Here is an 18,413-nt window from a genome sequence, read left to right as displayed (position 1 = left end):
GTCTTAATGTTGGAAAAGGCGGCCATATCCGACCACGGGCTTTGTCGATCCGATTTCACGCAAACAGCGCCAGATCATCGCCTGATTGGAGGTTACAACGGGCTTGCCGATGCGCGCCTCAATCCGCGCGATACAGACAGCGGCCCGTAGGCCCGTGCAGGACAAAAATAGCGCGTCGGCATCGGGATCCATCGCAGCACACGCGGCCTCGATGATAGTGTCCTCCGATAGACGTGCAATCTCGCGGTCGTCGTCTACGCCCAGACAATTGGCGCGCACCACCTCCGGGCCGTGGGACGAAAAATACGCAACCACCGCGTCCGAGATATGCGCGGAGTAGGGCGTCAGGACGCTGATTTTGCGCGCCCCTAGAGCCTTGAACGCTTCGAGCGCTGCGGAACTTGGCGTGACAAATGGTGTGTCTGGCTTGCCCGCATTCAGATATTCCCCAACGGCGTCATTGCCCAAAACCACCGAGGCGGCGGTGCAGCCATAGGCGATGACATCCATTTTTTCATCGGGCAGGATTTGGGCCGCGGCCTCGGTCAGTCGCGGACCCGTGGCGAGCAGATTTTCCCTTGTGCCGGGGTTTTGGTAATCGATGCGATTAGCATAAACTCCGATGTCCGCGGGATCACATATCCGCGAAAAATCAAGTTCAGTGGTGTGATCTGTCGCCAGAACAACAAGCGCAATCCGCTTTTTGACGGGGCGTGCATCCATTTCAATTGGGACGGCTGACACCGTTGAGGTCACATTCATTGGCATTTTATTTTCCTAAACAACCATAACAGGGCAGGCCGCAAGCCCCGTGACTTTGTGGGAGACACTGCCCAGCAGATATCCTTCGAATGAGCCAAGTCCACGGCTGCCGATCACGATCAAATCGTTCTGATGCTCTTGGGCAAAGCTGACAATGACCCGCGCGGTCGGACCGGATTTCACAAAGGCTCTGACGTCGGTGTACCCAGCTTTAGCCGCAATCGCTTTGCCGTTTTCAGCGACCTCTTTTGCATGGCCGCGCATGATTTCATCCAGATTGCCGGTTTGATCGGCGCCCACCATCGAGATCGACGCCTCAAGCATCGAATGGTGGCGATAGACGGTCAGGAGTGTGAGCGAACACTCCCCACAAATTGCGCGTAATTCCAACGCCTTGCGCAGGGCTGTTTGGGCCCCTTGCGAACCGTCAAAGGGGGCAAGGATTGATTTAAACATCTTAAACTCCTTGCTATTTTGAAAACGCGAGGTCGCGCAGGAACAGAGCGATTTGAGGGAAGTAGATTAGCGCAACCGCAACACTCAGCAGCATGAAAATAAACGGCGGCGTGCCGCGAATGACTTCGATATAGGGACGCTTAAAGACAGCCATCGCCGTAAATATATCGCAGCCAAACGGCGGGGTCGCCGAGCCAATGGCCACCTGCAACGTGATGATTGTGCCCACGAGGACAGGGTCAAGGCCAACCGACTTCACCACGGGTGCAAAAATCGGCACCAGAATAAGGATCACCACAATCGGGTCGACAAACATGCAGCCGATGAAAAAGGCGATCGAGATCACGAACAACACCCCAATCGGGCCCATGTCGGAAATGCCAACCGCACTGAGAATTTCCTGTGGAACCTGCGCGAAAGAGATCACCCAAGAGAACGCCGCCCCAGCCCCAACGAGGATAAAGACAACCGCGGTGATCAGCCCTGTTGATTTCGCGGTTTGATACACGTCGTCCAGTGACATGGAGCGGAAAATAACGACCTCAAGGATCAACGCGTAGAGCACACAAGCCGCTGCCGCCTCGGTCGGGCTAAAGATCCCGCCATAAATTCCGCCTACGATGATAATTGGAAAACCCATCGGCCATAAGGCAAGCCGCAACGTGCGCGCGCGCTGACGCCAAGTTGCCTTTGGCTCGGTCGGGACATTGTTGCGGATCGCGTAAATGTAGCTGTAGATCGAAAACATAACGAGGATCAGCAGGCCCGGCCCAATGCCCGCAATAAACAGCTCGGCAATGGAGGTATTGGACACCACGCCGTAAATAATCATCCCGATTGAGGGCGGGATAAGAAATGCGATGTCGCTCGCATTCACGATCAAAGCCAGCACAAAACTGTCCTTGTAACCAGCTTCTAACATACGGGGCCGTAGGGGCGAGCCAATGGCAACAACGGTTGCCTGAGTTGATCCTGAAACCGCGCCAAACATGGTACAGGCGGCGGCCGTCGAGATTGCCAGCCCGCCGCGGATGTGGCCAACAAAGGCCATGACGACATCAATCAGACGCCCTGCCGATTGGCCGCGGGTCATGATGTCAGCGGCAAAAATAAACATCGGTACGGCAATTAAAGACGCGGGGCGGATACCGGCCAGCATTTGCTGCACCATGGTTTCCATCTGCCCAAAGCCGTCAAACATCATCAGAAACCCGATGAACGCGCCAATAATCAGCGGGATCATCATCGGGAAACCCAACAACAAAAGCACGATCATGACGCTGAAAATAGTCGCGGCCATCTGGCGGTCTCCTCAGATTTCGATTTCTTCGTCGTCATATCCCTCGAGCACATAGGTCGAGAGGTAGATGTCTTTTGACGTGAGATTTTTGATTGCAGTCAGCAGATATTGGGTGCCGGTCATGAAAAAACCCACGGGCGCCCAGACCAGAATGACCCAGACCGGAATTTGCAACGAGGGAAGAATCCGCCCGCGCGAGGCCTGAGTGCCGATATATTTGACGGCGTAATAGCATAGCAGATACATAAACAACGCCGTCACCAACGAGATAATCACCATCAGAATTTTGCGCATGCGCGGTGGCAATGCATCATAGATTGCTGACATTCGGATGTGGCGACCATGGCGCGCCGCATAGCTGATGCCCGCGAAAGTAATGAGGATAATCAGTATCCGGTTCAGCTCTTCGGAGAAAAAGATCGAATTCCCCAGCAAAAAACGCCCGACCACATTGGCGATTGTATTGGCCGCCATAAGCAGCACGCCGGTTGCAAGGAGGAAGGACTCGGTGCGGCTGATTGCACTGTCAATCACCCCTAAAAATCCGGGCAAACTGGACTCGTGCATTGCGCGTTTTGGTTGATTGCTCATCATGCTACCCCTGATTGCATGTGCGTTACTGAGCGAGAGGACCCTCGCTCAGTAACATCTTGTCCGTGACGCGTCTTAGTTCGCAGTCGCGGCCAAATCATCTTTTAGCTGCTGCAGGATTTTCGCACCGCTATCACCGGTCATTTCGATGAAGGCCGCTTCGACTTGCACGGCAGCCTCTTTAAAGCAGCTGCGCTCGTCTTCGGTCAAAACCGTGACGACCATTTCCGGCTTGGCTTCCATAATTTTAGCCAGTTCGATATCGGCAGCTTGCGCTTGATAGACCACAGTGTGATCATAAGCAGCGGATGCGGCACTCTGCACGACCAACTGATCGTCTGCACTCAGACCGTCATAGAAGTCTTTGTTCGCCATAACGGCCGTGGTGAAATTATTGTGGCCAGCATAGGTGATGTAGTCAGTAACTTCAAAAATCTTGGTAGAATACAGGAAGAATGTTGGGTTTTCTTGGCCCTGAATGATGTTGGTTTGCAAGCCGCCATAAACTTCACCCCAAGGTAGGGGGGTTGGCGTCGCGCCAAAGGCTTTGTAGCTTTCAACCAGCAAGGGGTTGGTCATGACTCGGAACTTAACTTCGTTTAGATCGGCGCAGGTATTGACCGGTTCCTTGGTCGTCATGGCAACTTCGCCTTCGGGGAACATATTCAATAACTCAAGCCCTTGATCGGCATAAAGCGGCTTGAACATGCCGTTGATCGCTTCGCTCTCGCGGTAAAAACGCGCCAAATGCTCTTGGTCGGTTGGCAACAGATACGGAACAAAGAAAACTTGGGCTTCGGGGATCAAAGAGCCGGTAAAACCAGGTGATTGGTCCACGAATTGCAGAATTCCATCCTGTGTTTGCTCCATGATATCGGCCGATTCACCAAGCGTGCCATAAGGGAACAATTGGACCTCATGATCCGAATTCGCTTCGATCTCGTCCTTGAATTTTTGTGCGTAAACGCCCTGCACGTCGGCCATCGACTCTTCAAAGGCATAGCGCCAAGTTTCGGCCAAAACACCGCTGGGTGCGGCAAGAGTCAAGCTTGCTGCAACGCAGGCCTTTAGTGTGAATTTTGCGGATTGGGTCATCGTAATCTCCTAAACCTCAGTGACATCAGATTTTCATCTGTGTCAGACTTGAGGTAGATTGTCCTGCAAGTCAATTTCTTTATTGTTGCAGGACAATTCTAGTAGGTTAGGGGCGGCAGGGCTGCATGGGGGCGGGCAAGCATTCCGGCTAAAAGATTTAACGCCTGTTTGAAGCGCTCATGGTCCTGTATACTGCCCAAGGACACCCGCACAGCATTTTGCGACGCGGTCTTTGGGGTCAGGAAAGGCGTATCTGGGGCGACAGAAATACTTAGTTCCCGCGCATAGGCGACGAAGCTATCGGTCGTCCATCCTTCGGGAAGTTTCAGCCAAATATGAAGTCCAGAAGCGTGTCCGCTCCATTGCATCCCGTGCAGCGCTTGCTTTGCAATCTCATAGCGTTTGCAAAGTTCGGCACGCTGCCACATCGCCAATTCCAGAGCCGTTCCATCAAGCACCCAGCGGCTTGCCAACTCACACATCAAGGGCGTGGCCATCCAGCCAAACACAACAATACGGCTCGTTAGGGCCGGAAGCAGATGATCCGGCGCAACAAGATAGCCCGCGCGCAGGCCGGAAATGGTGCATTTTGTAAAGGACGTCAGATAGATGGAACGCTCTGGTGCGAGGGCCGTCACAGGAGTTGGGCGGTCTTTTACAAGGGGGCCAAAGGTATCGTTTTCGATGATGTACAGGCCAAATTTTCGCGCCACCTCCACAAGCGCGCGGCGCCGCTCTTCTGGTACCATCACGGCTGTTGGATTTGCCAGTGAAGGAAACAAAAACAGTATCTTAGCTTCTTTTTCCCGACAATATTCTTCAAGCGCATCAGGGCGAATTCCGAATTCATCGGTCTGAATGCCGACCAAATTTAGACCAAGATAAGAGCATCCTGAAACTAGCATGTGATGGGTAATATCGTCCGCCAGCACCGTGTCCCCGGGGCGAGTTAAGGCAGACAACGCAGCAGACATGCCATGACTGACGCCGTTGGTCATAATGATACTATCGGGCGATGTGTCTACGCCACAAATTGACAACCATTTCACGCCGGTTTCCCGATGGGCATCGTGCCCGACGTTTGGGCGGCAGGATAAAAATATCGAGGGATCCAACTCGTCTGGGAGTCGGATCAAGGCTTTTTGGAAGCGATCAACATGCAGCTTGCTGAACATTGGGCGCGATATTGAAAGGTCAAATCCATTGCGCCCTTCGGACTTAAGTTTGAAGGGTTGGTCTTGGGTCACATTGGGATCAAGAACATAACTGCCACGTCCCACATGCCCGTCAATCAGGTTTTGCCGCCGCAAAGTTTCATACGCCTTGCTAACCGTGTGAACACTAAGACCAAGCCGTTCTGCCATCTTGCGATGGGTCGGCAACTGCTGGCCTTTTTGCAATTTACCGTCAGAGATCGCATGTGCTATTGCCGAGGCAAGGCCAGTATGCAGCGGATGTTGGAGAGTCGCGGGGTTGGGATACCATATTGTCATGCGACAATCCTAAGGTGATTTCATTGACGATACAATCCCCCGTAATTCTGCTCAAACTTCGTGATATTTGATACCAGCCTCGTAAAGTGCAGGACCGCCATTCACCATGCCATTACCTCAACAATCTTGTCGGTTGCGATGGGCCCTATGCGCCGCAAGGATTGGATCAAGTGACTGTGGGCCGCCTAAGTACTTCAATAAAATGGCGAACAATGATTGCGGGGTGACCAAAGGCCTTAACCATAACATCGCTTCCTGACCATTTTTATGTTTTTTGAACAATAAAATGAGGTGTTGTTAGGTTCCTGTCGCTGAAATGGCTAAAAATTTCGACGCACGCAGCCTCTTAACTTGGAAAGATTTTTGCCATTTCCCGATCAAAATGTGCCCAAGTCATCGTTGCTTTGTTGCCCGCGTAGCCATTATAGAACGATTTTCCCGTTGATGTTGGGAGCCCTGCCCAGATTTTAGCCATATTATGCATAAAATCATGGCGCTCTATTTCGCCCTCGCTAAAGGCGTTGAGGCCTGCTTCTACGAGGAGTACATCCGCCAGTTGATCTTGGACCTCAGCCGAAAATACTGCACGCTCATTCACTCCCAAAAAATCGACCAGACGTTGGAGAGTTGCTGGAATAAACTGATACCGGCCAATCGCGTGATTTTGGTTTGGTGTTTGTTCGATCCAGTCGAAAATTTCCGCAAGCGTCATGTCTGTCGGCTTTTTTGCAGGCCGAAGCCGAGCGCCGTGTTGAATGGCATCGTAACCTTTTTTGCCAGCTTCCGCTTGGCCGATGACATGGCGTATTCCTGTGGCTTGAAGGGCGTATTTGCTGAGTTGAACCTCTCGCTCGATCTTGTTTTCTTTGACAGAGTAGGGGGCAAATAAACTGGTGGCCCGACGTCCGGCGAAAAGGCTGGCCGTACTGAGCGGTTCATCGGGGCCGGAAGTTAAGCTACTTAGTTCAAACAGAGAACCGCTGCTTTGGGGCAGGGTGGAAACCCGAAATAGGGACGCCCTTTCGGCAAAAACAGGGGAGAAAAAAGCCGTTATAAACAACAGCAAGACGCCGGTGGCTAGGGATCGTTTCACGAACATTAAAACCTCAATTTAGAAGCTGGTATCTGGCTAACCCTAGAGTCAATGTGTTGATATTTTGTTGCCGAGATTTTCAATGCGGGGTTTTGGCACGGCCCATGCGAGAAGTTTGTCTCACGCACGTTTTCTTTTCTGCCAGTACTCGCTATGGTCCCTTAAATTCCTTTCTTCGTTAAAAACGAGGAGCAAAACTGGAAGACCATAGCGATGAAACAAGTCCGCAAGGCCACGACCGATGAAGCCCTTATTAAGCAGTTTTTGGAAAATGGGGGAAATGTCAGTGTTGGGAAAACAAAACCCTTGCCCAGTGAGCTTGGGATCAGCAACAACAGTTGGAACGTCAAGCTGACCAAAGAACAAAAGGCTGCGAAGCGCGGAAAATAAGAAAGTTTCTCGCCACGTTGTTTGGCGTTCAAGGAAAAGTCACATGATAGTCTATGGAATTAACACCTGCACAGATAGCCAGAAGGCCATCAAAACCTTGGAAGCTGCGGGCAAAGAGGTAAATTTTCGCGATATCCGCGCGAACCCAATGAGCGAAGCAGAATGGGCCGAATTAGTCGGCGAGTTTGGTGATCGTTTGTTGGATAAGAAGTCAACGGAATGGCGCGGCCTGAGTGATTGGTTGAAACATTCCGAAGCGGAAGATCAATTGGCCGCCAAACCCAAATTGATGGTCAGTCCCGTTATCCGCGATGGCGAAACCTATTATCTGGGCTGGGATCAGGCCGTGCAAGACGCGTTACTTTGACGGGGCCGCCCATCAAGTTACGTTTTTTGCCCTGCCGCATCCACAATAAACGCGACGATGTTCTCTTGAATGTCGACCTCTTGCGCGTTGATTGCCTGATCTAATGCCTGAAAAAGGCGCCGGTTTGCGTTCAATTGGTCGATCAGCGACAGAATGATCGGCAGGGCTTCGTCATTGACCTCCATATCATCGTTGAGGTCGGCAATGAGTTGCAGACGCGCGAGATCAAGGTCGTCAAAGAGGGGGCCGCTTTGCCCCGTGGCGGGGGCCACCCACGCTTCTTGAACGCAAATCCGGAGCCGCGTGACACTCAATCCTTGGACTTTTACCAGAACTTCCGCTTCGGTCATCATTTCGTTTCTCCCTTCCAGCCAGCCCGCGCGCTATACCCACCCGCCTCGCGCATCTCCTCCATGGCACTCACGAGGCTTTCGCTGATCTCGTCGGGCAGGACAATCTTGAGCGTCACCAATTGATCGCCGATTTTACCTTTGCCAGACGGGGCCCCGCGCTCCTTGATGCGCATAACGCGCCCGCTGCTTGAACCAGCAGGAATGCGCAATTTTACGCGGCCCTTTACCGTCGGAACTTCCACTGATGCGCCCAAAACCGCCTCGTCAATCGAGATGGGAAGGTCGAGAAGAATATCATCTCCGTCGCGGGTGAAAATGACGTCGGGTGCTACAGATATTTCAATCAGAGCGTCCCCTGCAGGGCCGCCGTTGATCCCGGGTTGACCGCGCCCCGCAAGGCGCAGGGTTTGCCCTTCTTTGATGCCAGCGGGGATCGAAACTTCAAGTTTACTGCCGTTGGGTGGCGTCAATTGTTGTTTGGCACCCGTGATTGCGTCGCGAAAACTAATGGTCAGGTGAAAGCGCAAATCGCCCCCGCGCATCGGCATATTCGCCCCTTGTCTGGCGCCGTATCTAGGGTCGCCCCCAAAGGCGCGCGAGAAAATATCGCCAAAACCGTCGAAGTTCCCCTCGGGTTCATAGCGGTGCCGCGGGCCGTTTGACGAGAAATCCTTATAGAAGCTTCTGTCCGGTTTTTCCGCACCCGAGGCGTCGATTTCCCCCGCATCAAAACGGCGCTTTTTTTCCTTGTCCGTGAGGAAGGTATAGGCTGCGGAAATCGCTTTGAACCTGTCCTGACTGGCGGCATCTCCCACGTTGATATCGGGGTGCAGCTTTTTGGCTAGGGCGCGAAAGGCCTTCTTGATTTCCGCATCGGTTGCCGTGGATTTGACGCCAAGCTCTGCATAGGGGTCTTGAATTGTTTTTGACACGTTGTGAGCCTTATTCGTAATTTTGCGCAATGAGATCAGGCAAATAAGCCGCCTCAAGCCGCTTTCACGTTGTCGCCTAGAGATAGGACGCGGCAACTTTCATATACAAAAAAGCCTATACACAAATTTATCAAGGGTCTATGCGCTTTTTGGCGTCCAAACCCCGAACAAAAGCGGCAAACTTACGCCAATGCGCGCGTAATCATTACCCCACTCCACGCCGAAAACCCCGTCAGAACGCCGCCCCATATCATATCGACGGCCACCTGTTGCAGCGACCAATCCCGTAAAGTCGCGTAATTGGTGAATTCATAGGTTCCATAGGCCAAAAGCCCCAAGGCCACCCCGCCAATCAGCGCCGCCGTCGGGTCTCCTGCTCGCAGGGCAGGGACTGAAACAAACCACAGCAACCCAACGATATACCCCATATAAAACACAAGGGCGGGACCCACCCGAAATGGGTCGGCGAAGAGATGGGCAATGTGGCGCTCAAAAACCGGTTTTATCAGTAGGCGCAGACCAATGGCGTCGAGCGCGAAAAATATTACCGCTGTTGAGAGGTAAAGGATCGTGATTTTCATGCGTTTGCATCCTTTAAAAAGGGGCGCACCATCCGCAAGCCTAGACCTGCGATACCGACGGAGGCGAGGGAGATGACGACCCAGTTTGGGCCAGACAGGTTTGCGACAACGACCCAGATCAGGGCCCAAATAACGGCGACGGGATAGCCCCATTCGCGCGGACGGGCCGCCTGCACGGAGGCAGCAACGGCCAACACGCCAGCGAGGCACAGGATTGCGGCGGTTTGTGCGGAAAGGAGGCCATATCCACCAAGCAAGACGCCAATCGCCACGCCCGTCGCCGCCGTGAGCCAGCCCGCATAAAGCGCAACGGGTCGTCCTTTTAGCCAAGGATCATTTGGGCCCGCGCGTAGCATTGCAAAGATCGCAGTTACGGCCATTGCAATGATCATCACCGTGGCCCAAAGGGGCGAAACATTGGCGACAGCAATCCAAAACGTCCCAATAACGAGGCTTACAGCCAGCCACGGCCGCATCGGGTGCCAGTCTTGCGAGTCCGGCGCGCGCCAGACACCGTAAGCTGCGCCAGCAATCAGCCAGAGGTAAATCACCCCCCAAATCGAAAACGCATAGCCCGAAGGCTGAACAGGTGGGTCGATTTGCGGGATCGGAAATTGTGCGGGTGTGAAGCCGTTGAACCCGATTGTCGCCAAGGGGGACAGGGCAAAGGTCAGCGTGGCACCTAAGACCAAAGCGGCAAGGGTTTTGGACTGTTTCTGGGTCATTGGGTCAACCGTCGGGTCAGGGGCAAAGCGGCCCAATAGGGAAGGGCGCTCAGCAGTTTCAGAACATAGGTAAAACGGCGCGGAAAGTGGATTTCAAAGCGGCCTGTGTTGAGGCCGTCAATGATCGCACAGGCCGCTACTTCCGGTGTTACGATGGCAGGCATGGTGAACGTGTTGCGCTGGGTGAGGCGCGTTTCGACAAAACCGGGGCTGATGAGGCGCACGTCAAAACTTCCCGCAAGTTCCGCCCGCAAGGATTCCGCCAGATTGATCACGGCTGCCTTTGTTGCAGAATATATCTGACCCTGCGGCAAACCGATATAGCCCGCGACAGATCCGCAAAGCGCCAGTTGCCCCCCTGCGCGCAACAGTCTTGGCGCGATTTGGGCAATATGAAAACTCCCCGTCAGATTGACGGTAACGATTTGCGCCGCGCGCTCAGGCGAGAGGTCAGAAATCTTCCCCGGATCATAAAGAGCAGCCAAATGGATCACACGGTCCAAGGGCGTAAACGTGGCGATCTCCTTGGCCGCTTTCTCCAAGCTCGCCCGATCCCCAACGTCCAGCGGCACGATCACGTGGTCTGTTCCAAGGCTTGCCGCCAACTCCTGCAACTTGTCCTCTGATCGCGCTGAAAGGATCAACCTTGCGCCGCGCCGCGCCCATTCACGGGCCAAGGCCGCGCCAATACCGTCGCTCGCTCCAATAATCCAAATCGTTTCGGGCTTAGGCATGCGCTAACTCCACTTGAACGACATCGGTTTGCCCGACGGCAAAGGACGCCGCGCAAATGCCGAGGTAGAATTGCCAATTGCGCAGGAACCCGTCATCAAAGCCCAGCTTGCGAATGCGCTCCGATTTCTGGTTCAAACGGTCATTCCATACGGCGCAGGTCCGCGCGTAATCGGCCCCAAAGTTATAAACGTCCTTTACGACCAACCCCGCCTGCCGCGCCTGTTGCGCGATGTTGGCGTTAGACAACAACATCCCTCCCGGAAACGTATAGTGCCGGATATAGTCAGAGCCACGTTGGTAGGTGTCGAAATAGCTGTCATCCACGGTTATAGCTTGAACCATGGCACTACCGTTCTCGGCCAATCGGGCCTTGAGGGTCGCGAAATAGGTTGGCCAATATTTTTGCCCCACCGCTTCAATCATCTCAATCGACACGATGCTGTCAAACGTCCCTTGGCTGGCGCGATAGTCTTGCAAGAGGATGTCCGCCCGCCCGTCAAGGCGCGCATCCGCGTAGCCTTTTTGGCTCGGAGAGATCGTCAGCCCCGTGACATGGCGTCCGCTTTCGGCCGCCCGTTCGGCAAATCCACCCCAGCCACAGCCGATTTCCAGCACGCGCTCGCCTTGCCCCAGACGATCAAGAATACGGTCATATTTGCGGTTTTGCCCACGGGTTAAATCCGTGTCGCCCTCCGAAAAAAGTGCGGAGGAATAGGTCATGCTTTCATCCAGCCAAAGCTGGTAAAATTCATTGCCAACATCATAATGGGCGCGGATATTGCGTGCCGCCCCTCCACGCGTATTGGCCCGCATCAAACGATCCACCACGCGAAACTTCAGGCTGTTCCAAAAGCCCGCATAGGCGTAACCGCTGAACTGTTCCATATTGAGCAGGGCGATACGGGTTAGGTTTTCGACAGAAGGCGTATCCCACAGGCCTGCCACATAGGTCTCGCCCAGTCCAATATCGCCGCGCCACGCAAGGGCGGGCACCACGGACCAGTCGTGGATTTGCATCTCGGCTGCAGGGCTGCCCGCACCAAAATCGTAAACTTCGCCCTCAGGTGTACGCAGGCGCAAACTGCCAGTGGTGATGCGGGCGCAGGTGTCCAAAAATTCGTGTTTCACACGCTTACTTAGAAAAAGCATTAGGTTACCTCGGTAGTGGGGGGAGCGGGACGGGTGCGATATTTTGCGCCTTTAAGTTTTAAACGTAGGGCTTGCCAGTGGATCAAGATCATCGTGCGCAGGGCGCCAAGCGGGCGGCGCAGACTTGCGTTGATGAGGCGTGCATTAGTCATCGGCACGCGTGGCCCCGCCAGACAGGCGACGACACCCTCATCTCCGTTACGATGCAAAATGCGGATTGAAATTTTCTCTGCGCGGATATCAAAACTGAATTCATAGGTGCCCGCGACCTCTTGAAAGGGGGACACATGCAGGGCTTTCGGCGTGGTAATGCGTGTGTCGGCGGTGATGGGGGACAGGTCGGGTTGGTGGCACAAATAGGAGTGACGGTCGCCAAACGGCGTCGAGACTTCGGCAATCGCGGCGATCATATCCTTGCCCTCCAGAACTAACCAAAAGCTGACAGGGTTAAAAATATAGCCCAAAACTCGTGGCTGCGTTAACAAGAGAATCCGCAAATGCGGGCGGGTCAATCCATGTACCGCCAAGATGTCGCGTACCCATTTTGCGCCGGTCCCTGCCTTAAGTGGGCCACCGTGATCCTGATCGTACACCGACATGAGGTTGAACCGATTGCGCGAGAAGAATGACGGCTTTTCCTGCGTGCCCTCCGCATCAATGAGCACATAATCGACGGTATATTTGAATCGATGCGAGATAGCGCCGCGACGGGTATGGGTGGTGACCCCTTTGACATATTCGGTACCTGTGGTCATGCGAATTGCCCAACCATTTTGCGCGCAATACGGGCGGCACTGGCAAAACCATCCTCGTGGAACCCGTGGCGCGTATAGGCGCCCGCGAACCACGTGTTATTTTCGCCCTGAATTGCGTTGAGTTGGCGTTGCGCCACCAAAGCGGGACCGTCAAACACCGGATGACGAAAGGTTTTTTGATCATAGATCAAATGGTCGGGCACGGGATCAATCGGGTTTAACGAGACAAACAGCGGGTCGCTCTCAGGGATGTTCTGAAGGCGGTTCATCCAATAGGTGACGCCAATGCGGGGCTCGGGTTGTGTTGTGTCAGCCTTGTAAACCCAACTCGACCATGCGGCTTTGCGGGTGGGCATTTGCGCGGTGTCGCGGTGCAGGATCATTTCATTGTCCTGAAACTGGATCGCAGAAAGCGCTGCGCGTTCTTGGGGTGTTGGCTGTTCAAGAAGGCGCAGGGTTTGGTCGGAATGACAGGCAAAGATGACCTGATCAAACGGCGCATGTGGTCCTGCAGCGCTGTTGATAATAACCTGCCCCCCCTCACGGCGCACGCTTTGCACAGGCGTTTTGGTACGTATGGCAACCCCGCGACCACGCAAATGGTGTTCAAGACGACGGACGTATTCGATACTTCCTCCGTCCACCGTCCACCATTGGTGTTGGCCAGAGGTACTCAAAAGCGCGTGGTTGCGAAAAAACTGTACCAGAGTGCGCGCGGGAAAACCGCGAATGTCGGAGGGGGAGGTAGACCAGATCGCACCACAGAGCGGCATCAGATAGAAGTTTTGAAACCATGGCCCGAGGTTAAGCCCATCCATCAAATCGCCAATTGTGGTGCTGTCGTCCTTTGCCAGCGCCTCGGCCTTGGCGTTAAATCGCAAAATATCGCGCACCATGCGAGCAAATCCAGGACGCAGCAGGTTTTGCTTCTGGGCTACGAGCGCGCGCAGATCTCGCAACCCGTATTCGATGTTTCCGCCATTGATCGACGCGCCAAAACTCATGTCGCTTTTGATAACAGGCACGTCCAAGTCCTGAAACATCCGCGTCAGATGGGGGTAGTTGGCGTAGTTGAACACAATGAACCCCGTGTCCACGGGCTGATCGCCATTTTTTCCCGCCATTACTGTACGCGCGTGGCCGCCCAACTTAGGGGCAGCCTCAAACAGGGTGACCGCATGATGCGGCGACGATAGATAAGCGGCCGCGAGTCCCGATATGCCACCGCCAATAATGGCAATGCGCAGGGGACGGATTTTTGGGGCATCAAATGACATGTTCTCTCCGAGCAACTTATTGAACTGTATACGTGTGAGAATTTTTTTGGATCAAAAATGATCTAATTTTCATTTGGCTTCGTAATGTGGTTATGATGATAGAAACGATTCATAAAAAACCCGCAACGCGGAGTGCAAATGCCGCGCAGCGAAAGGTCATGAAACTGGTGACACAAACGCCTGTCGACGTCTCTGAGCCAGTCTCTGAGCAATCCGTGTGGATGATCGCGATCCGCGATACACGCGATCGCGACGCGTTTGCGCGGTTATTTGACCATTTTGCGCCGCGTCTTAAAGGGTTCATCGTCCGGTCGGGAACCTCGTCGAGTATGGCGGAAGAGATCGTACAGGACGTGATGTTGACGGTTTGGCGCAAGGCCGACATGTTCGACCCGCATCGCGCACAGGTGTCTGCGTGGATTTATCAGATTGCCCGCAATCGACAAATTGACGTGATCCGCAAAGAGCGGCGTCCGTTGCCCGAAGAACTCGGCGAAGATCCCGGGTCAGAGCCAGACGCGAGCCAGATTTTGGCCGTCGATCAAGAAACCCAGCGTATCCGGCAAGCCCTAACGAAGCTCAAGCCCGATCAACGTGACATCATCCAAAAAGCCTATATGGGCGAGCTGACCCATCAGGAGATCAGCGCTCAAACCGGCCTGCCGCTTGGCACAATTAAATCGCGTATCCGACTTGGTCTGGAACGCCTACGGCACGAATTGAAGGAACTACGTTAAGATGACCTCAATCCACCATCATACCCCCGACGCCATGCTGAACGCTTACGCGTCCGGCAACTTACCACATCCGTTTGCAATGGTCGTAGCGGCGCATGTGTCGATATGCCTCGAGTGTCGCGCGGCGCTTGAGGCGCATCAGACTGTTGGCGGAGCGCTTCTCGAAACCACCGACGTTGCCGATGTGTCGAGCAGCCTAAAAGCGGATATCATGGCGCAGCTTGACGCGCCCGCTCCCGTGGAACCTACCTACACGCGTAGTGGCGTTTATCCGGGGCCTGTGATGGCCGCGCTCAAAGGCAAACCGCCACGCTGGAAATCCTTGGGGCTTGGGGTGCGGCAATGCATCTTGTCTGCGGATAAAGAAGGCTCAACGCGGCTCCTTTATATCCCTTCAGGGCGGGCCGTTCCCGATCACAGCCATAGCGGCATGGAGCTGACTTTGGTTTTGCAGGGGAGCTTTAGCGACGAGACGGGGCAGTTTGGTGTGGGCGATCTTGAAATTGCTGACAGCGATCTTGAGCACACGCCCATCGCAGGGGCTGGTGCGCCCTGTATCTGTCTTGCAGCCACGGACGCACCCTTGCGGTTCACGTCGTTTGTGCCACGCTTGCTCCAGCCGCTTTTCCGCATTTAGCGCGAAAACTATATTGCCGTTAGGGAAAAATCCATCAGGCAATCTGGTGGATTTTTTTATTAAAACAATAGCTTGCGGCGTTAATTTCATGTGAAGTTTAAAAGTGATCCAGTTCCGATTTTTCTCCGTATCAATAATACGAATGCAAATTAACACAGGACGATTTAAGTCCAGTATATGGAGAGACAGAATGAAAACGACATTGAAAGCCACAGTCACCGCCCTTGCTCTTAGCCTTGCCGCAGGCACTGCGAATGCCGCTAATATCGTTGAGATTGCCGCTGGAGATGAGCGCTTCACGACCCTTGTGGCCGCCGTTGAAGCGGCTGGACTTGCGGAAACGCTCTCGGGGCCTGGCCCCTTCACAGTTTACGCGCCGGTGAATGATGCTTTTGCCGCCTTGCCCGAAGGCACAGTTGAAACATTGTTGATGCCCGAGAACAAAGGCCAGCTCACAAACGTGCTGCTTTACCACGTGGACGACCGCAAATTGACCGCCAATATGATCCCCACGGGCTCGACATATTTCGCACCTATTTTGGACAGTGAACGCCTGTGTATCACTGCGGGAAGTGACGGCGTTATGATAGCGGATGGAACTGGCGAAATGGCGAATGTAATCATCGCGGATATCATGGCCGACAATGGTGTGATCCATGTGGTTGACAAAGTGTTGCTGCCCGGCACGCGTCCAGCCTGCAACTAAAGCAAACCCCGTGGTGCGCGTCTTAAAAAAGAACGCGCGCCACGTATCTTTTTGCGGTAGGTAAACCTATGAGACTCGGCGATGAAATCACAGTGAACGATCGTTTTCAGACAGGGTATACCTATGCTCTTTCTGCGCCTGTTGGGGCGGAATTTGCCGATGATTTCAACCCTGTCTATACCCCGCAGAAAATGCTTGAAATGGGGGTTTTCGAGGGGCGCTACCTGAATGATTGCACGCAAGAGTTTCCCGCGGCGTGGTTTGAAAACGCCAAGATCAGCTCAAAACCGGACCCCGCTTTGAATTATTTTGGGATCAAAAGCCGACAACCGCTTTCTGTTTGGCAGGAAAAGGGTTGGATTTATGGCCCTGATCCTCGCGGTTGGTTTCAATGGTATTGTCGGTATTTCCTTGGCCGACGTGTTGAGGACATTGATCGCATTCAAATCAAACGATGGCGTGGATTTGCACGCCATGCAGGCCAAATTCGCGCCAACTGTTACCCCGGAGATATTTTTTGTCGCCCTCGGCAACGGCAAGCATTATTGCAGTGGTCCTATGATCCGCTACTCTGATCGCTCTGGGATCGTAATTGTTTGATATCGCGTATTTTCAGGGTTTATACCCAACGTAATCCTCTCAATATGATCCTTAGCTAGAGTCATCTAGGTTCCGGTCCGTGAATCAAATGCTCGCGAGACTTTCAAAATTAGTGTAAGAGATAGCACATGAATATGTGAAACGGGCATACCCGTCTGTGAGGTAAATTCACGGCAAGCGACCTCTAATTCAATTTGGAGGGATTTTAAAAATGACCAATATTATTAAATTAGACGGCACAGAAAAGATTTTTGCATCAGACGTGATCGAAGCCCTTGCCGGGTCCTTGCGCGGCAGCGTCTTTTCCCAAGGTGCCGTAGAGTTCGACGAGAGCCGCACGTTATGGAATGCGATGGTCGACCGCCAACCCGGTCTTGTTATTCGGGCGATGGGGGCGAGCGACGTGCGCGCTGCCGTCAATTTTGCGCGTGAAAACAACCTGTTGCTCGCCATTCGTTCCGGTGGGCATCAGATTGCCGGACATGCCGTAGCCGAGGGCGCGTTGCTTTTGGATCTGTCGCATATGCAAAGTGTCCACGTGGATCCGTTCGCAAAAACGGCCCGTGTGGAACCGGGGGCTTTGTTGTCTGACGTCGATAAGGAAACCCAATCACATGCCTTGGCCCTGCCTACGGGTATCAACTCCACGACAGGGATTGCGGGGCTAACTCTTGGTGGTGGATTTGGCTGGATCACGCGCAAATTCGGGATGACCATCGACAGTCTTCTGTCCGTTGATATCGTCACCGCGGATGGCAGCTTTTTGACGGCGAGCGCGGATCAAAACGCTGATTTGTTTTGGGCGGTCCGTGGGGGTGGCGGTAACTTTGGCGTTGTTACTTCCTTTGAATTCCGCCTGCATGAAGTGGGGCCTTCCGTACTGGCAGGTCTGATCGTGCATCCACTTGAAGATGCGCCGTCCTTGCTGCGCGCCTACAACAAAATCGCGGGTTCCGCGCCTGACGAGTTGACCGTCTGGGTTGTTATGCGCAAAGCGCCCCCTCTGCCGTTTCTCCCTGAAGACTGGCACGGCAAACCGGTGCTTGTCTTTGCAGCCTGTTATATTGGTGATGAAGCCGATGGTGGAGAGTCCCTCAAGCAATTGCGTGGGTTGGGAAATCCGATTGCGGATGTGATCGGCGAGGCACCCTTCGTGGGGTGGCAAACCGCGTTTGATCCTTTGCTCGCGCCCGGCATGAGAAACTATTGGAAGAGCCATGATTTCAATGAGCTTTCTAGCGACGCCGTGTCGGTGCTTCTAAAGGCCATCGAAACATTGCCCGATCCAAACAGCGAAGTTTTCATTGCGCATGTCGGCGGTGCCATGGCGCGGGTTGCCGAAGACGCCACGGCCTATCCTCAACGATCCGCGCATTTTATCATGAACGTTCATACCCGATGGGCGGATGAGTCTGGTGATGCCACCTGTATCGGATGGGCGCGGAAATTATTCGACGACACGGCGCAATACTCGACCGGAAGTGTCTATGTGAACTTCATGCCCGATGATGAGGTGGGGCGAGTAACGGGGGCTTACGGGAGCAACATGGAGCGATTGGGCCATGTGAAGGCCAAGTATGACCCAAAAAACCTGTTCCGCCTCAATCACAACATCAAACCCACTTCCGCATCCCGCGCGGCTGAATGAGGGTAAAATTCCATAAAATACGCACCAGCAT

The 18,413-nt window shown here is 53.8% G+C and carries 22 protein-coding genes; 7 read left to right on the top strand and 15 right to left on the bottom strand.

Annotated elements, in window-relative coordinates; genetic code table 11:
- Positions 1–3: 3 nt before the first annotated feature.
- From eutA to AB9F26_RS16670, 7 genes are all read right to left on the bottom strand, one after another.
- On the bottom strand, positions 4–768 hold the full coding sequence (gene eutA / locus AB9F26_RS16700; protein ID WP_335584488.1) for an ectoine utilization protein EutA: 765 nt from the start codon (positions 766–768) through the stop codon (positions 4–6).
- Between the two features lie 9 nt (positions 769–777).
- Positions 778–1,218: a universal stress protein gene (locus tag AB9F26_RS16695; protein ID WP_369768531.1), complete on the bottom strand. Its 441-nt coding sequence runs from the start codon at positions 1,216–1,218 to the stop codon at positions 778–780.
- Positions 1,219–1,231: 13 nt separating this feature from the next.
- Positions 1,232–2,518 (bottom strand): TRAP transporter large permease, encoded by a 1,287-nt coding sequence (locus AB9F26_RS16690; RefSeq protein WP_039000786.1) that lies wholly within the window; start codon positions 2,516–2,518, stop codon positions 1,232–1,234.
- Between the two features lie 12 nt (positions 2,519–2,530).
- Positions 2,531–3,112 (bottom strand): TRAP transporter small permease, encoded by a 582-nt coding sequence (locus AB9F26_RS16685; RefSeq protein ID WP_335584490.1) that lies wholly within the window; start codon positions 3,110–3,112, stop codon positions 2,531–2,533.
- 72 nt (positions 3,113–3,184) lie between these two features.
- A complete protein-coding gene (gene dctP / locus AB9F26_RS16680) occupies positions 3,185–4,204 on the bottom strand; it encodes a TRAP transporter substrate-binding protein DctP (RefSeq protein ID WP_335584491.1) in 1,020 nt (339 codons plus the stop codon).
- Between the two features lie 98 nt (positions 4,205–4,302).
- Positions 4,303–5,697, bottom strand: coding sequence for a PLP-dependent aminotransferase family protein (locus tag AB9F26_RS16675; protein ID WP_369768530.1), 1,395 nt, complete (start codon positions 5,695–5,697; stop codon positions 4,303–4,305).
- 346 nt (positions 5,698–6,043) lie between these two features.
- A complete protein-coding gene (locus tag AB9F26_RS16670; RefSeq protein ID WP_335584493.1) occupies positions 6,044–6,790 on the bottom strand; it encodes a hypothetical protein in 747 nt (248 codons plus the stop codon).
- 213 nt (positions 6,791–7,003) lie between these two features.
- Between AB9F26_RS16670 and AB9F26_RS16665 the strand changes: the two genes are divergently transcribed.
- Together AB9F26_RS16665 and AB9F26_RS16660 are read left to right on the top strand one after the other, a co-directional pair.
- On the top strand, positions 7,004–7,180 hold the full coding sequence (locus tag AB9F26_RS16665) for a hypothetical protein (RefSeq protein ID WP_039000781.1): 177 nt from the start codon (positions 7,004–7,006) through the stop codon (positions 7,178–7,180).
- Positions 7,181–7,223: 43 nt separating this feature from the next.
- Entirely contained in the window at positions 7,224–7,547 is a 324-nt protein-coding gene (locus tag AB9F26_RS16660) for an ArsC/Spx/MgsR family protein (RefSeq protein ID WP_335584494.1), read from the top strand.
- A 17-nt stretch (positions 7,548–7,564) separates the two neighbouring features.
- On the opposite strand, the gene AB9F26_RS16655 is transcribed toward AB9F26_RS16660, so the two are convergent.
- The 8 genes from AB9F26_RS16655 to AB9F26_RS16620 all read right to left on the bottom strand — a co-directional run bounded on the left by AB9F26_RS16655 (position 7,565) and on the right by AB9F26_RS16620 (position 14,054).
- Entirely contained in the window at positions 7,565–7,900 is a 336-nt protein-coding gene (locus tag AB9F26_RS16655; protein WP_335584496.1) for a hypothetical protein, read from the bottom strand.
- Positions 7,897–8,832: a DnaJ C-terminal domain-containing protein gene (locus AB9F26_RS16650; protein ID WP_335584497.1), complete on the bottom strand. Its 936-nt coding sequence runs from the start codon at positions 8,830–8,832 to the stop codon at positions 7,897–7,899. Before AB9F26_RS16650 ends, AB9F26_RS16655 begins: the two co-directional genes overlap by 4 nt.
- Before the next feature lie 182 nt (positions 8,833–9,014).
- Positions 9,015–9,413 (bottom strand): DUF2177 family protein, encoded by a 399-nt coding sequence (locus tag AB9F26_RS16645; RefSeq protein ID WP_335584498.1) that lies wholly within the window; start codon positions 9,411–9,413, stop codon positions 9,015–9,017.
- Positions 9,410–10,138, bottom strand: coding sequence for a TspO/MBR family protein (locus AB9F26_RS16640; RefSeq protein ID WP_369768529.1), 729 nt, complete (start codon positions 10,136–10,138; stop codon positions 9,410–9,412). The genes AB9F26_RS16645 and AB9F26_RS16640 overlap by 4 nt, the downstream gene beginning before the upstream one ends.
- Positions 10,135–10,872, bottom strand: a complete 738-nt coding sequence (locus tag AB9F26_RS16635) for an SDR family NAD(P)-dependent oxidoreductase (protein WP_369768528.1) — start codon at positions 10,870–10,872, stop codon at positions 10,135–10,137. The genes AB9F26_RS16640 and AB9F26_RS16635 overlap by 4 nt, the downstream gene beginning before the upstream one ends.
- Complete coding sequence (locus tag AB9F26_RS16630; RefSeq protein ID WP_369768527.1) at positions 10,865–12,022, bottom strand: class I SAM-dependent methyltransferase; 1,158 nt, start codon at positions 12,020–12,022, stop codon at positions 10,865–10,867. The genes AB9F26_RS16635 and AB9F26_RS16630 overlap by 8 nt, the downstream gene beginning before the upstream one ends.
- Positions 12,022–12,777, bottom strand: a complete 756-nt coding sequence (locus AB9F26_RS16625) for a DUF1365 domain-containing protein (RefSeq protein ID WP_369768526.1) — start codon at positions 12,775–12,777, stop codon at positions 12,022–12,024. The genes AB9F26_RS16630 and AB9F26_RS16625 overlap by 1 nt, the downstream gene beginning before the upstream one ends.
- Positions 12,774–14,054 carry an NAD(P)/FAD-dependent oxidoreductase gene (locus tag AB9F26_RS16620; RefSeq protein WP_369768525.1) on the bottom strand — a complete coding sequence of 427 codons (1,281 nt, stop codon included), beginning with the start codon at positions 14,052–14,054 and terminating at the stop codon, positions 12,774–12,776. The genes AB9F26_RS16625 and AB9F26_RS16620 overlap by 4 nt, the downstream gene beginning before the upstream one ends.
- Before the next feature lie 158 nt (positions 14,055–14,212).
- Between AB9F26_RS16620 and AB9F26_RS16615 the strand changes: the two genes are divergently transcribed.
- The 5 genes from AB9F26_RS16615 to AB9F26_RS16595 all read left to right on the top strand — a co-directional run bounded on the left by AB9F26_RS16615 (position 14,213) and on the right by AB9F26_RS16595 (position 18,382).
- Positions 14,213–14,791: a sigma-70 family RNA polymerase sigma factor gene (locus tag AB9F26_RS16615; RefSeq protein WP_369768524.1), complete on the top strand. Its 579-nt coding sequence runs from the start codon at positions 14,213–14,215 to the stop codon at positions 14,789–14,791.
- Between the two features lies 1 nt (position 14,792).
- On the top strand, positions 14,793–15,428 hold the full coding sequence (locus tag AB9F26_RS16610; RefSeq protein ID WP_335584504.1) for a ChrR family anti-sigma-E factor: 636 nt from the start codon (positions 14,793–14,795) through the stop codon (positions 15,426–15,428).
- 190 nt (positions 15,429–15,618) lie between these two features.
- On the top strand, positions 15,619–16,134 hold the full coding sequence (locus AB9F26_RS16605; protein ID WP_369768523.1) for a fasciclin domain-containing protein: 516 nt from the start codon (positions 15,619–15,621) through the stop codon (positions 16,132–16,134).
- Positions 16,135–16,202: 68 nt separating this feature from the next.
- Positions 16,203–16,709, top strand: a complete 507-nt coding sequence (locus AB9F26_RS16600; RefSeq protein WP_335584506.1) for a hypothetical protein — start codon at positions 16,203–16,205, stop codon at positions 16,707–16,709.
- A 236-nt stretch (positions 16,710–16,945) separates the two neighbouring features.
- The gene (locus AB9F26_RS16595; RefSeq protein ID WP_335584507.1) at positions 16,946–18,382 is read left to right on the top strand and encodes an FAD-binding oxidoreductase; all 1,437 of its coding nucleotides are present in this window, start codon (positions 16,946–16,948) and stop codon (positions 18,380–18,382) included.
- Positions 18,383–18,413: the final 31 nt, after the last annotated feature.

This window comes from Falsihalocynthiibacter sp. BN13B15 (assembly GCF_041205415.1).
Lineage (GTDB): Bacteria > Pseudomonadota > Alphaproteobacteria > Rhodobacterales > Rhodobacteraceae > Falsihalocynthiibacter > Falsihalocynthiibacter arcticus.
Note: the sequence above shows the minus strand (reverse complement) of the source record. Positions and strands in the feature narration are given on the sequence as shown.